This window comes from Microbacterium sp. Root322 (assembly GCF_001425645.1).
Taxonomy (GTDB): Bacteria; Actinomycetota; Actinomycetes; order Actinomycetales; family Microbacteriaceae; genus Microbacterium; species Microbacterium maritypicum.
Genome location: NZ_LMCS01000002.1, coordinates 1,318,053 through 1,331,473 on the forward strand (window position 1 = coordinate 1,318,053; position 13,421 = coordinate 1,331,473).

Below are 13,421 nucleotides of genomic sequence, written 5' to 3' on the forward strand. Positions count from 1 at the left end.
GTCGTCACCTGCGCCCCACATGATAACCAGAGAAGAACCTGTGTCAGACCCCGAAGGTAGGCTGACTCCGTGATTGTGGAGCACCTGAGTCTGGTCGATTTCCGCAATTACGCGACCGCCGAACTCACCCTGCATCGCGGACCGAACGTCCTCGTCGGTCGCAACGGTCAGGGAAAGACGAATCTCGCCGAGGCCATCGTGTTCCTCGCGACGCTCGGATCGCACCGTGTCTCCTCGGATGCGCCGATGGTCCGTGACGGGCAGGAGTTCGCGGTGATCCGCGCGCGACTCTCGCATGGCGAGCGTCGTGTGCTCGCCGAGGTCCAGGTGAACAGGCAAGGATCGAACAAGGCTCGCATCAACGGATCGCCCTCGAAGCCGAACGAACTCCCCCGCTACGCACATGTGGTGCTGTTCGCTCCGGAAGATCTGCAGATCGTGCGCGGCGACCCCTCGGCTCGCCGCCGCTTCACCGATCAGCTCCTCATCCAACGCACTCCGAGGCTCGCGGCCGTCCTCGCCGACTACGATCGTGTGCTCAAACAGCGCAATGCGCTGCTGAAGTCTGCCCGAGCTCGCGGTGTCCGCGGCGAAGGGTTGAGCACGCTGGATGTGTGGGACGACAAGCTCGTCTCTCTCGGGTCGGAGATCATCACGGCACGTCAGCGTCTCGCGGCGGATCTGCAGCAGCCGGTCGCCGATGCCTACGAGGCGATCGCCGGTGCCGATCATCGTCCGGAACTGGAGTGGGCGCTCTCCGTCGGCGGCGGCGACCCCGAAGAGGGAGAAGACGGTGGCGAAGGAGCCGACGGCGCATCGGCCATCGACCGACTCAGCGATCCGCACCGTATCGCCGATCTCTTCCGCGCGTCGCTCGCAGCGAAGCGGTCGAACGAGCTCGATCGCGGGCTGACCCTCACCGGGCCGCACCGGGACGACCTGGTTCTGCGTGTTCGCGATCTCCCTGTGAAGGGCTATGCCTCTCACGGCGAGTCCTGGTCGGTCGCCCTCGCTCTCCGGCTGGCCTCGGCCGAGCTGCTGCGCAGCGAATCCCCCGCCGGCGACCCGGTACTCATCCTCGACGACGTCTTCGCCGAGCTCGACGCCGATCGGCGTCAGCGACTCGCGGCCCTCACGGCCGGCTACGAGCAGGTGGTGGTGACGGCGGCGGTGGAGGAGGATATCCCCGAAGTGCTGCATGCCCACGTGGTGCGCATCAGCGCCGGAACGATCAGCGACGAACGGGAGGCGGCGGATGACTGACGCGGCTTCGACTCCCGCGGCCGAAGTTCCCGAGACGATCGGCACGTACCTGCGCCTTCGCGGCCTGCAGCCGAGCTCCAAGAGTTGGAAGCGCAAACGGCGCATCGCCAACGACGATGACAACGCTCCCTTCACTCCTGGGCGCGATCCTGGTGCTCTCGGCGCGGTGCTCGACAAGCTGAGCCGTGACTCCGGCTGGCAGATCACCCTCGCTCGGGAAGATCTCGTCCGTCAGTGGGCCGATCTCGCCGGCGCCGACACAGCGAAGCACTCCGAACCCGTCTCCCTGGAGCGCGGCCTGCTCACGGTGAAGTGCGACTCGACCGCGTGGGCGAAGAACCTGCAGTTCATGCGGGCCACGATTCTCACGGAGATCGGCCGACGGTATCCCGACGCAGGGGTCCAGAATCTTCGCTTCATCGGACCGGACGTTCCCTCGTGGAAATGGGGTCCCAGAGCCGTTCCAGGACGGGGCCCGCGCGATACCTACGGGTAGGGCACCACGCAAGGGGGTCGAAACGCTCACAGGCCCACACACGGCCGTTGAGCGGCATTTCTCGACGAAACTCCGCTAGAATGGGAGTTCGTGATATCGATGTGGAGAATGCCCTCTGATGACGCCTGAATCCCCTGCTGACGAGACGGAATCGAACACCGGGGGAACCCCCGCAACCGAGGGCACCATTGCACCCAAGGCGAAGCAGCCTGGTGAGTACGGTGCGGATTCGATCCAGATCCTCGAAGGCCTCGAGGCTGTGCGCAAGCGCCCCGGTATGTACATCGGGTCCACCGGGCCTCGAGGACTCCACCACCTGGTCTACGAGATCGTCGACAACTCGGTCGATGAGGCTCTGGCCGGCTACGCCGACACGATCTTCGTCACGATGCTCGCCGATGGCGGCGTGCGCGTCGTCGACAACGGTCGAGGCATCCCGGTCGATCCGCACTCCTCCGACCCGAACAAGTCGACGGTCGAGGTCGTGCTCACGATCCTGCACGCCGGCGGAAAGTTCGGTGGCGGCGCCTACGCCGTCTCCGGTGGTCTGCACGGTGTCGGATCCTCCGTCGTGAACGCGCTGTCGACGCGCTTCGACGTCGAGGTGAAGCAGAAGGGATTCGTCTGGCGGCACAGCTTCGCCGACGGCGGCATCCCGCAGCAGAAGCTCGAGAAGGGCGAGGCGACGGACGAGACCGGAACGAGCATCACGTTCTGGCCGGACTCCTCGATCTTCACCGAGACCATCGAGTTCGACTACGACACGTTGCGCACGCGGTTCCAGCAGATGGCCTTCCTCAACAAGGGCCTCCGCATCGAGCTGCGCGATGAGCGCGAGTCCTCCGCCTACGAGGTCGAGGAAGACGGCTCGACCGTCACCAAGCAGCCGGGAGACGTGTTCTTCTACGAGCGCGGCCTGGTCGACTACGTCGAGTACCTCAACAAGGTGCGTCACGCCGAAGTCGTCAACGACGAGATCATCGCCTTCGAGTCGGAAGACACCGAGCGCAAGATCTCGCTCGAGGTCGCGATGCAGTGGACCACGTCGTATACCGAGAACGTGTTCACCTACGCCAACACGATCAACACCCACGAGGGTGGAACCCACGAAGAGGGCTTCCGCGCGGCACTGACCACCCTGGTCAACAAGTACGCCCGCGCGAACAACCTCCTCAAGGAGAAGGACGACAACCTCTCCGGCGACGACGTGCGCGAGGGACTGACCGCGGTCATCTCGATCAAGCTCGGAGAACCGCAGTTCGAGGGCCAGACGAAGACCAAGCTCGGCAACACCGAAGCCAAGGCCTTCGTGCAGAAGGTCGTCGGCGATCAGCTCGGCGACTGGTTCGAGCGCAACCCGAACCAGGCGAAGAACGTCATCCGCAAGGCGATCGACGCCGCGACCGCCCGCCTCGCCGCGCGGAAGGCGCGAGAGACCGCCCGTCGCAAGAGCGTGTTCGAGTCGGCGGCGATGCCCGACAAGCTCAAGGACTGCACGAGCAAGGACCCGTCGATCAGCGAGATCTTCCTGGTGGAGGGTGACTCGGCCGGTGGTTCCGCGGTGCAGGGTCGCGACCCGCATACGCAGGCGATCCTGGCGCTGCGAGGGAAGATCCTCAACGTCGAGCGCGCGCGTCTGGACAAGGCCCTGGGCAACAAGGAAGTCCAGGCGATGATCCAGGCCTTCGGCACGGGCATCGGTGAAGAGTTCGACATCGAGAAGGCGCGGTATCACAAGATCGTGCTGATGGCCGATGCCGACGTCGACGGCCAGCACATCACCACGCTGCTGCTCACGCTGCTCTTCCGCTACATGCGCGGACTCATCGAGGCCGGTTTCGTGTACCTCGCGATGCCGCCGCTGTACCGCCTGAAGTGGTCGAACTCCGCGCACGAGTACGTGTTCAGCGACGCCGAGCGCGACGCCCTGCTCAAGCACGGCATCGAGAACGGAAAGCGCATCCCGAAGGATGCCGGCATCCAGCGCTACAAGGGTCTCGGCGAGATGAACCCGAAGGAGCTGTGGGAGACGACGATGGATCACACCACGCGCACCCTGCAGCAGATCACCATCGAGGACGCCGCCGCGGCCGACGAGATCTTCAGCGTGCTGATGGGCGAGGACGTCGAGTCCCGACGCAGCTTCATCCAGCGCAACGCCAAGGACGTCCGCTTCCTCGACATCTGATGCCCGCGGGCTCAGACCAGATGTGTGACAGAGAGATTGATTCATGACTGACGAAGAACGCACCGAACCGGAACACGATCACGGCAAGATCGATCAGGTCGACCTGCAGTCGGAGATGCAGCGCAGCTACCTCGACTACGCGATGGCCGTCATCGTGGGGCGCGCGCTCCCCGATGTGCGCGATGGGCTCAAGCCCGTGCACCGCCGTGTGATCTACGGCATGTACGACGGCGGGTTCCGCCCCGACAAGTCGTTCTCGAAGTGCGCCCGTGTGGTGGGCGAGGTCATGGGCCAGTACCACCCGCACGGCGACTCGGCGATCTACGACGCCCTCGTGCGACTGGTGCAGCCGTGGTCGCTGCGGTATCCGCTCGCCCTCGGCCAGGGCAACTTCGGCTCGCCTGGCAACATGGGTGCCGCGGCCCCGCGGTACACCGAGACCAAGATGGCCCCGCTCGCGCTCGAGATGGTGCGCGACATCGAAGAAGACACCGTCGACTTCACCGACAACTACGACGGCCAGACGCAGGAGCCGACGGTCCTGCCGGCCCGGTTCCCGAACCTGCTCGTCAACGGCTCGGTCGGCATCGCGGTCGGCATGGCCACCAACATCCCGCCGCACAACCTGCGCGAGGTGGCCGACGCCGCCCTCTGGGCCCTCGACAACCCCGGCATCTCCCGTGAGGAGCTGCTCGAAGGTCTGATCCAGCGTGTTCCCGGACCGGACTTCCCGACCGGCGCGCAGATTCTCGGGAACAAGGGCATCCACGAGGCGTACCGCACCGGTCGCGGCTCGATCACGATGCGCGCGGTCGTCAACGTGGAGGAGATCCAGGGTCGTACCTGCCTCGTCATCACCGAGCTGCCCTACCAGGTGAACCCCGACAACGTGGCCGTGAAGATCGGCGACCTCGCCCGCGACGGCAAGATCACCGGTATCGCCGACATCCGCGACGAGTCTTCCGACCGCACCGGACAGCGTCTGGTCGTCGTGCTCAAGCGCGACGCCGTCGCGAAGGTCGTGCTGAACAACCTGTACAAGCACACCCAGCTGCAGGAGAACTTCGGCGCGAACATGCTCGCGATCGTCGACGGTGTGCCGCGCACCCTCGCGATCGACGGCTTCATCACGCACTGGATCTCGCACCAGATCGATGTGATCGTCCGGCGCACGGAGTTCCGTCTGCGCGAGGCCGAGAAGCGCATGCATATCCTGCGCGGATACCTCAAGGCGCTCGACGCGCTCGACGAGGTCATCGCGCTGATCCGTCGTTCGCAGACCACCGCGGATGCGAACGAGGGACTCCAGAAGCTCCTCGACATCGACGACATCCAGGCCGACGCGATCCTGCAGATGCAGCTGCGCCGCCTCGCCGCTCTCGAGCGTCAGCGGATCATCGACCAGGCCAACGAGCTCGAGGCCCAGATCACCGACTACAAGTCGATCCTGGCCGATGAGGGTCGTCAGCGCACGATCATCCGCGAAGAGCTCACCGGTATCGTCGACCGCTTCGGAGACGAGCGTCGCACGCACATCCTGCACGGCTTCGACGGTGATGTCTCGATGGAAGACCTCATCGCCGAGGAGGAGATGGTCGTCACCGTCACCCGCGAGGGCTACATCAAGCGCACGCGCAGCGACAACTACCGTTCGCAGCACCGCGGCGGCAAGGGCGTCAAGGGTGCGCAGCTGCGCGCGAACGACATCGTCGAGCACTTCTTCGTGACGACCACGCACCACTGGCTGCTGTTCTTCACCGATAAGGGTCGCGTCTACCGTGCGAAGACCTACGAGGTGCCCGAGGCCGGGCGCGATGCGAAGGGCATGCACGTCGCGAACCTGCTCGCCCTGCAGCCGGACGAGAACATCGCGCAGGTGCTCGACATCCGCGACTACCAGGTGGCGGACTACCTGGTGCTGGCGACGCGCGAGGGTCTGGTCAAGAAGACGCGACTCGAGGCGTACGACACCAACCGCCAGGGCGGCGTCATCGCGATCCGCCTGAACGAGGAGGACGAACTCGTCAGCGCGCTCCTGGTGAACGCCGAGGACGACATCCTCCTCATCAGCCGTCGCGGCATGTCGGTGCGCTTCGAGGCGACCGACGAGGCACTGCGTCCGATGGGTCGTGCCACGGCCGGTGTCCGGGGCATGAAGTTCAAGATCGACGAGGACTGCCTGCTCTCGGCTTCCGTCGCAGCGCCCGGCAAGTTCGTCTTCGTCGTCACCGACGGCGGGTACGCCAAGCGCACCGCGGTGGAGGAATACCGCGTGCAGGGACGCGGTGGAACAGGCATCAAGGTCGCCAAGCTCAACGACGATCGGGGCACTCTCGCGGGTGGTCTGATCGTCTCCGAGGACGACGAGGTCTTGGTGGTTCTCTCCAGCGGCAAGGTGGTACGCTCTGCCGTGGCCGAGGTCCCCGCCAAGGGTAGAGACACCATGGGAGTGGTGTTCGCCCGTACGACGGAGGCCGACCGCATCCTCGCCATCGCCCGTAACGGCGAGCGTGGCCTCGCCGAAGACGAGGCGGAAGCGGAGGATGCCGAGACCCAGGCCCCCGAGACGACACAGACCCCCGAGGATACAGACGCATGAGCACAGTGGCCGACAAGCTGGCGAAGAAGTCGACCCGCAAGACCAGTGGCAAGCAGGTACGCCTCCGACTGGTCTACGTGGACTTCTGGTCGGCCGTGAAGCTCTCGTTCCTCGGAGCGGTCGCCCTCGCGGTCGTCACGATGGTGTCGTTCTTCCTCATCTTCCTGGTGTTCCAGGCGACGGGGATCATGACGACGGCGGAGAGCTTCCTGCTCGGCATCACCGACAACACCTTCGTTCTCTCCGAGGTCGTCGGTCTTCCCCAGGTGATGGCCTTCGCGGCTGTGGTCGCCATCCTGAACCTGATCGTCTTCACGGTGCTCGGCGCCGTGGTGGCCGGAATCTACAACCTCGCCGTGAAGGTGACCGGCGGACTGCTCGTCGGCTTCATGTCGAACTGATCCTCGGAACGGATCAGACGAAGGGCGGATGCTGCGGCATCCGCCCTTCGTCGTTCCTCGTCGCGGTGGTCGCTAGACGACGCCCGTGGTGCCGAGAAGGGTGCCGATGAGCCAGGTCGCGGCCAGGGCGAGCCCGCCGCCGATGACCAGTCGGATCGATGCGCGCACCGGCGCCGAACCCCCGATCTTCGCGGACAGCGTGCCCGTCACGGCCAGAGCCAGGAGGACGGCCACGAAGGTGACCGGGACCCGCCACTCCGGGGGCGGAAGCAGGATGGCCAGCAAGGGCAGGAGCGCGCCGAGAGTGAAGGCGATCGCCGACGACATCGCCGCGTGCCACGGATTCACCAGGTCGTCCTGGTCGATGCCGAGCTCGACCTCCAGGTGCGCAGCCAGGGCGTCGTGCGCCGTGAGCTCCTCGGCGACCTGACGCGCCGTCTCGTCGGAGAGTCCACGGTCGCGGTAGAGCTGAGTGAGCTCGTCGAGCTCCGCTGCGGGCATCGTGCGCAGCTCTTCGCTCTCCTTCGCGATGAGGGCACGCTCACTGTCGCGCTGGCTGCTCACCGAGACGTACTCGCCGAGCGCCATCGAGATGGCTCCACCCACGAGGCCGGCGATTCCCGCGGTGAGGAGTGCGGCGTTGTCGGTCGTCGCGCCGGCGACTCCGACCACGAGCGAGGCGACCGAGACGATGCCGTCGTTCGCGCCCAGCACCCCCGCGCGCAACCAGTTCAGTCGCTGACCGAGCCCGGCGCCGTGCGGCTCCCCTTCGTGTGTCGTCATGCCCCCAGTGAAGCAGATCGGCGATGGGGATGTGACGAGGGTGCCCAGTTCGACTCCGAAGCGACAAGAAAGCCAAAGAAGAACATGCGTTTGGCTTTATGAGCTCTCCTGATCTCCCAGCTGAGCAAGCCGTGACGATAGATCGTTCGTCGGGTGCCAAACGATCGGGTGTTTGGCCACCCCGCGGGTGAGTAGTCCGAACGACTCTAGGTATGAGAGATCGTTCCTAGCCGTTTGGGTGGAAACTCGATAGCGGTTGGCGATCTCGATCGCAGTGATTCCTGAAGGAGATTCTCGCGTGAGCCATTCGAGGATTTGAGTCTGACGCATATTGAAGTCCCGGACAGCGCTGCGAAGCGCGGACTGCACCCGCTGCGATTCACGCTGGCGGCCTTCGATGTAGAGGTCGAGCTCGTCGAGAGCCCGTGCGATCACGTGGAGCTGGTGGAGGATGAAGTACGTGAGGTCATTGCCGTCATCTTCGGTGTATTGGTAGCTGTCGCCATACTTTCCGGGAGCGGCACGGAGGATCTTTGATATCGCAAGGTACTCGGCCAGCCAGTACCCGTTGTGAAGCATCGACCAGTAGAAGGAGGTTCGGGCGATCCTGCCATTTCCATCAGCAAAGTAGTGGTCATACCCGAACATGAAGTGGGTGATGATCGCGCGGACAATGGGAGGGATGTAGGGCGATTCGGACGACGAGCCGTTCGCGAAGGCGCTGAGCTCTCCTAGGCGATCGGGAAGCTCCTCTGCCGGAGGTGGTATGTGAACTTGGACCTCCCCTGCCCAAACGCTTACTCGCTCGTGCTCAGGAGTTTCGATGCGTCCGGCATCTGCGGGGTCGCTCAGGGTTCCTTCGGTAAGGATTCGGTGCAGTTCAAGAATCCACCCGGGCGTGAGCGGGTCACTCGAGAGCTCGGTGACCTGGCGCATAGCGCGGTAGTTGTTGAGGATCATTCGTTCGGACTTAGTCCGCGGGTCTCGTCCAGTGCTCAGGAGCTCCACGGCGACCCGCCGGGTCGTAGAAGCGCCTTCAAGTTGACTCGATGTGATCGCTTCTTCAACGAGAGATCGAACAATGAACTGATCGCGGCCGCCCGGGGTCATGGCAGTGCCGCCCCCGGCTACGCTGCCTCCGGCTCTGCGTCCGATCTCCTCGGTGAGTTGCAGAACTTCGTCGGTCATCGCGAAGGTGAAGGACGATCCGTCCTTTGCTCGCAACGGCACCGTTCGCATCTGGGCACTGCGCTGGAGCTTGAGCCGAAACCACCACTCATCATGAGTGAGGCCGTCTGGCGGAGTCCGGCGGATCAACTGCTCCCAGTGGAGGTAGCGCGAGTCGTCCAGTGGAGGGGTGAACAGGAGCCCACGCACACTATCGGCGTCCTTGTTGAGCACACGTGACTGAAGTTCAACAAGATCTGGAGCCGGATGACGTAGCGGCATGAGTCGATGTCCTCCTGTTCAAAGCATGACAAAACAAAAGACTTGTCTTCTTTTGTTATCTAACTGTACTGCTGAAGAGTGTCAACGAAGCAGGAAGAGACGAGCGGGCATGTTACGGAAAACCCGAATCGGAGTGTCCGGTTGACTCGGTGTCGTGCTCACCCGGCCCGCCGTACCTTGGAATCATGACCACTCAGACTGCGACCCCGGCTCCCGCAACGGCGGTGAAGCCGCCGTTGCGCATCTTCCTCACGATCCTGCACCTGGCAGGCGTCGGCATCCTCGGCGGTGCCATCTTCAGCATGCTCGGCGGGCTTCTCGGCACCGGCCTCGGCCTCCTCTTCGCCGCGGGCATCGGCCTCGTCCTGCTGGTGGGACTGGTCTACGCGTTGTACGGACTCGGCTGGTTCGAGGTCGCGCGCGTCGGCACGCTGTACCGCACGCCGATCGCTCCGCTGCGCCTGCAGCCGCGCGACCGCCCCGGGTTCGTCGGCTGGTTGCGTGCGCTCGGACGCCAGGCGATCGATGGGCGCATGTGGCGTGCGATCGCCAACTTCGCCATCTCCGCGCTGCTCGGCTGGGTCGTCCTCCGTCTGTTCTGGGGCCTGGTGTGGTCGATCATCATCTCGTTCGCTCCCCTCACCGCGGCAGACTCCGTCATGGGTCCGTTCGGCGGCGGAGGCATCCCCGTCGCCTGGGCTCCCCTGGTCGGCATCCTCGGCATCGCGGCGTGCGTCGTCGGCATGATCGGGCTGGCCCTGCTGCATCGCACCCTGTCGCTCGCGATCGTGATCCGCAGCAAGGAGACCGAGCTCACCGAACGCGTGCGTACCTCCACGGCGCAGCGGGAAGGCGCCGTGCGGGCCGCCGACGTGGAGCGCACCCGCATCGAGCGCGACCTGCATGACGGCGTTCAGCCCCGACTGGTCTCGGTCGGCATGACCCTCGGACTCGCGCAGCAGAAGATCGACAGCGATCCCGACGCCGCGAAGGAACTGATCAACGAGGCCCACACCTCCACCAAGGCAGCCATCACCGAGCTGCGTCAGCTGGCCCGCGGCATCCACGCTTCGGTGCTTGACGACCGCGGTCTCGACGCTGCTCTGTCGGCACTCGCCGGACGCTCGCACATCCCCGTGCACCTCGATGTGCGCATGGAGGGTCGCTGCAGTCGCGAGGCCGAGGCCGCCGTGTACTTCTCCATCGCCGAATCCCTGACCAATGCGGCGAAGCACTCGCGGGCCAGTGAAGCGCGGGTGATCGTGCGGCTCCGCGAGGGCAACACCCTCTGGGCACGCGTGGAGGACAACGGCATCGGTGGCGCGCAGGTGCAGCCGGGAGGCGGACTCGACGGGATCGCCAACCGCATCCTCGCCGCGGGGGGAACCTTCCGTCTCGACAGTCCGCAGGGCGGACCGACCAGCCTGGAGGTGAACGTCCCATGCGCATCCTGATCTGCGAGGACTCGGTCCTGCTTCGAGAAGGTCTGGTCCGTCTTCTCGAAGACGCCGGCCACGACGTGGTCTCGGCCCTCCCCGACATCGAAGGTCTCGACCAGGCCGTCGCCACCACGACGCCCGACCTGTGCATCCTGGACGTACGCCTTCCGCCGACATTCACCGACGAGGGCATCCGTGCCGCGCTCGGTCTGCGCTCGACGCATCCGACGCTCGCGATCCTCGTGCTCTCGCAGTACGTCGAGGAGCGGTACGCCTCGGATCTGATCGCAGCGCAGGGGGGTCCGCTGGGCTACTTGCTCAAGGACCGCGTCGCCGATGTCTCCGAGTTCCTCGCCTCCGTGCAGCGGATCTCCGAGGGGGCCACCGTGCTCGACCCCGAGGTCGTCGCGCAGCTGCTGACCCGTCGCAACCGGGACGACCGGATGCTGCGGCTCACCGAGCGCGAACGCACCGTGCTCGCTCTGATCGCGGAGGGGAAGTCGAACCAGGCGATCGCCGGGATCCTGTTCCTCTCGGAGGCCAGTGTCGAGAAGCACATCACCTCCATCTTCCAGAAGCTGGGCTTCGAGCAGGACGAGTCGGGAAACCGCCGCGTGCTCGCCGCCCTCGCCCACATCGAGAACACCGGTGGCCCGACGCCGCCGACCGGCCAGACAGGAGTGGCACGATGACCACCGACAACAACGGCACCCAGGGCGAGCACACCCCGCTCACCCCTCCGCCCGCATCCCCTCCCCAGGCGCCGGCATCGCCGTCCGCTCCGACGCCTCCTCCTTCGGGGGGTGGACGATCGTCGGGGGCCACCGCGGTCATGGTCGTGACCGCGGTCGTCGGTGGGCTCGCCCTGCTCGGGGCCGGGGGAACGGCAGCAGCCGCGGCGGCCGGGACCATCGTCTCCTCGAGCCGTCCTGATTCCGTGCAGAGCGTGGAGGTCGACGGACTCGAGAGCGTCGACGTCTCTGCCGACGCCAGCAGCATGCGGGTCGAGTTCGGCGATGTCGACGAGGCGACGCTCGCCATCACGAATGGCCGCGGTACGCCGTGGACGTTCGAACGCGACGGCGATGAGCTGGTGGTGCGGAGCCCCCAGGGGGTGTTCGGCTGGTGGATCGGCGGCTGGTTCGGCGACGAGGAGATCGCGGTGCTCACCCTCCCCGAGAACCTGCGTGACGCGCGACTCGATGCCGACCTGAACCTCGATGCCGGCAGCCTCGACGTGGTCGGCGACTTCGGAGTGCTCGATGTGAGCGTGAGCGCCGGTGCGCTCGATGTCGAGGGAGCCGCGAAGGAACTCGACGTGCAGATGAGTGCGGGTCGCGCCGACATCCTCCTGGACGGCGTCACCATGGCCGATCTGGGTGTCTCCGCGGGTGATCTCACGGTGGAGCTGACGGGGACCCCTCCGACGCAGACGGCAGTCGACGTGAGCGCCGGGACCCTGGATCTGACGGTTCCCGACGTCGAGTACGCGATCACTCAGGACATCAGTGCCGGCACGTTGAACGCCGAGATCGAGGAGGCATCGAGCTCGCGCAGGAGCATCGACGTCTCGCTCTCGGCGGGTACCGCGACCATCAGACCGGGCCGCTGAACACGGTCGAGGGGGAAGACACTCCCGGGTGCTCCCCCTCGATTCGGATTTTCCGTGTTTCTCCGGTAAAGTCTTGGAGGTTGACGGGGCTATAGCTCAGGCGGTTAGAGCGCTTCACTGATAATGAAGAGGTCCCAGGTTCAAGTCCTGGTAGCCCCACTCCTTAACTCAAAAAATCCCTTACGGGGCCTTAGCTCAGTTGGTAGAGCGCCTGCTTTGCAAGCAGGATGTCAGGAGTTCGAATCTCCTAGGCTCCACAGGATCGAGAAGCCCCCGGCACCTGCCGGGGGCTTCTACTTTTCCTGCGCTGTCAGTCGAGATCGATCTCGTAGTGGATCATCCCCGACCGGGAGGCGACGCGATCGTAGAGGCCGCGGGCGGTGGTGTTCGATTCCGCCGTGAGCCAGTAGAGCTTCGCTGAGCCGTGCTGCTCGGCCCAGGTACGTACGTGAGCGATCAGTGCCCGGCCGACTCCGCCGCCACGAACCCCGGGAGCGACGAAGAGGTCCTCGAGGTAGCAGTAGTCCGTCATCGTCCACGTTCCCTGGTGTGTCAGCCAGTGCACGATGCCGACCGCGGCGCCGCGGTCGTCGCGCGCGATCGCTCCGCGGATGCCAGACCCGGGGTCGACGAGCCTTCGAAAGGTCGCCGCGGTGGTCGCGTCATCCAGGTCAGTCTCGTAGAAGGCCAGGTATCCCCTCCACAGGGCGTCCCATTCGGCGCGGTCGTCGGCAGTGATCGGCGCGATCGTCGTCATGAGTCGAGAGTAGCGAGTGTGGGCGGAGACGTCATTCGACAGGACGCAGTGCCTGCAGGATCGTGGCGTGCCGCACGAGGAAGGTGCGCTCATCGAGCTTCTTGCGACGCAGCCAGCCGGTGACCTCGTCGTTGTGCTTGCTCGCATTGCAGGAGGCGCACGCCGGGACCACGTTCTGGAGCGTGTAGCGGCCGCCGCGCGACACGGGCTGGATGCAGTCGCGCTGCAGAGCGGCGCCTTCGCCGCCGCAGTAGGCGCATCCGCCCCAGGCCTCCATGAGGTCGTACCACTGCTCGTCGGTGAGGTCGTTGTCGACGCGCGCGAGCCGATTCTGTCGGCGCTTGGCATAGCGTGCACGGGTCGCCGGCGACACATTGGCGGAAGAGACCTTGCGGCGGCGGCGCATGGCCCGATGTTATCGCGGTAGGGAGCGG

At 65.5% G+C, this 13,421-nt stretch carries 12 protein-coding genes and 2 tRNA genes; 10 read left to right on the top strand and 4 right to left on the bottom strand.

The window, feature by feature from the left end; translation table 11 throughout:
* Positions 1-69: 69 nt before the first annotated feature.
* From recF to ASC55_RS11295, 5 genes are all read left to right on the top strand, one after another.
* Entirely contained in the window at positions 70-1,263 is a 1,194-nt protein-coding gene (gene recF, locus ASC55_RS11275) for a DNA replication/repair protein RecF (protein WP_055875445.1), read from the top strand.
* Positions 1,256-1,759, top strand: coding sequence for a DUF721 domain-containing protein (locus ASC55_RS11280; protein WP_055875448.1), 504 nt, complete (start codon positions 1,256-1,258; stop codon positions 1,757-1,759). Before recF ends, ASC55_RS11280 begins: the two co-directional genes overlap by 8 nt.
* Before the next feature lie 118 nt (positions 1,760-1,877).
* The gene (gyrB, locus tag ASC55_RS11285) at positions 1,878-3,947 is read left to right on the top strand and encodes a DNA topoisomerase (ATP-hydrolyzing) subunit B (protein ID WP_174799515.1); all 2,070 of its coding nucleotides are present in this window, start codon (positions 1,878-1,880) and stop codon (positions 3,945-3,947) included.
* A gap of 43 nt (positions 3,948-3,990) precedes the next feature.
* Positions 3,991-6,546 carry a DNA gyrase subunit A gene (gene gyrA / locus ASC55_RS11290; RefSeq protein WP_055875450.1) on the top strand — a complete coding sequence of 852 codons (2,556 nt, stop codon included), beginning with the start codon at positions 3,991-3,993 and terminating at the stop codon, positions 6,544-6,546.
* Positions 6,543-6,947, top strand: coding sequence for a DUF3566 domain-containing protein (locus ASC55_RS11295; protein ID WP_017829919.1), 405 nt, complete (start codon positions 6,543-6,545; stop codon positions 6,945-6,947). The genes gyrA and ASC55_RS11295 overlap by 4 nt, the downstream gene beginning before the upstream one ends.
* 72 nt (positions 6,948-7,019) lie before the next feature.
* Here ASC55_RS11295 and ASC55_RS11300 read toward each other — a convergent pair whose 3' ends face one another.
* On the bottom strand, positions 7,020-7,730 hold the full coding sequence (locus ASC55_RS11300; protein ID WP_055871553.1) for a VIT1/CCC1 transporter family protein: 711 nt from the start codon (positions 7,728-7,730) through the stop codon (positions 7,020-7,022).
* Positions 7,731-7,826: 96 nt separating this feature from the next.
* A complete protein-coding gene (locus ASC55_RS11305; protein WP_235563290.1) occupies positions 7,827-9,131 on the bottom strand; it encodes a Fic family protein in 1,305 nt (434 codons plus the stop codon).
* Positions 9,132-9,364: 233 nt separating this feature from the next.
* Here ASC55_RS11305 and ASC55_RS11310 point away from each other — a divergent pair, with 233 nt between their 5' ends.
* From ASC55_RS11310 to ASC55_RS11330, 5 genes are all read left to right on the top strand, one after another.
* On the top strand, positions 9,365-10,633 hold the full coding sequence (locus tag ASC55_RS11310) for a sensor histidine kinase (RefSeq protein WP_017829927.1): 1,269 nt from the start codon (positions 9,365-9,367) through the stop codon (positions 10,631-10,633).
* Positions 10,621-11,310 carry a LuxR C-terminal-related transcriptional regulator gene (locus ASC55_RS11315; protein WP_055875456.1) on the top strand — a complete coding sequence of 230 codons (690 nt, stop codon included), beginning with the start codon at positions 10,621-10,623 and terminating at the stop codon, positions 11,308-11,310. The genes ASC55_RS11310 and ASC55_RS11315 overlap by 13 nt, the downstream gene beginning before the upstream one ends.
* Positions 11,307-12,230 (top strand): hypothetical protein, encoded by a 924-nt coding sequence (locus ASC55_RS11320; RefSeq protein ID WP_055875459.1) that lies wholly within the window; start codon positions 11,307-11,309, stop codon positions 12,228-12,230. The genes ASC55_RS11315 and ASC55_RS11320 overlap by 4 nt, the downstream gene beginning before the upstream one ends.
* An 85-nt stretch (positions 12,231-12,315) precedes the next feature.
* A tRNA-Ile gene (locus ASC55_RS11325) sits at positions 12,316-12,389 on the top strand.
* A gap of 25 nt (positions 12,390-12,414) precedes the next feature.
* Positions 12,415-12,487, top strand: a tRNA-Ala gene (locus tag ASC55_RS11330).
* A gap of 53 nt (positions 12,488-12,540) precedes the next feature.
* On the opposite strand, the gene ASC55_RS11335 is transcribed toward ASC55_RS11330, so the two are convergent.
* Both ASC55_RS11335 and ASC55_RS11340 read right to left on the bottom strand, forming a co-directional pair.
* Complete coding sequence (locus ASC55_RS11335; protein ID WP_055875462.1) at positions 12,541-12,987, bottom strand: GNAT family N-acetyltransferase; 447 nt, start codon at positions 12,985-12,987, stop codon at positions 12,541-12,543.
* Between the two features lie 31 nt (positions 12,988-13,018).
* Complete coding sequence (locus tag ASC55_RS11340; RefSeq protein WP_151487391.1) at positions 13,019-13,393, bottom strand: HNH endonuclease; 375 nt, start codon at positions 13,391-13,393, stop codon at positions 13,019-13,021.
* Positions 13,394-13,421 lie beyond the last annotated feature (28 nt).

Bases quoted from the DNA above. Each gene is read 5' to 3' on its own strand.
- ASC55_RS11280 (WP_055875448.1), top strand. From the start codon at position 1,256: ATGACTGACGCGGCTTCGACTCCCGCGGCCGAAGTTCCCGAGACGATC.
- ASC55_RS11340 (WP_151487391.1), bottom strand. From the start codon at position 13,393: ATGCGCCGCCGCCGCAAGGTCTCTTCCGCCAATGTGTCGCCGGCGACC.
- ASC55_RS11310 (WP_017829927.1), top strand. From the start codon at position 9,365: ATGACCACTCAGACTGCGACCCCGGCTCCCGCAACGGCGGTGAAGCCG.
- ASC55_RS11335 (WP_055875462.1), bottom strand. From the start codon at position 12,987: ATGACGACGATCGCGCCGATCACTGCCGACGACCGCGCCGAATGGGAC.
- gyrA (WP_055875450.1), top strand. From the start codon at position 3,991: ATGACTGACGAAGAACGCACCGAACCGGAACACGATCACGGCAAGATC.
- gyrB (WP_174799515.1), top strand. From the start codon at position 1,878: ATGACGCCTGAATCCCCTGCTGACGAGACGGAATCGAACACCGGGGGA.
- ASC55_RS11300 (WP_055871553.1), bottom strand. From the start codon at position 7,730: ATGACGACACACGAAGGGGAGCCGCACGGCGCCGGGCTCGGTCAGCGA.
- ASC55_RS11320 (WP_055875459.1), top strand. From the start codon at position 11,307: ATGACCACCGACAACAACGGCACCCAGGGCGAGCACACCCCGCTCACC.
- ASC55_RS11315 (WP_055875456.1), top strand. From the start codon at position 10,621: ATGCGCATCCTGATCTGCGAGGACTCGGTCCTGCTTCGAGAAGGTCTG.
- ASC55_RS11295 (WP_017829919.1), top strand. From the start codon at position 6,543: ATGAGCACAGTGGCCGACAAGCTGGCGAAGAAGTCGACCCGCAAGACC.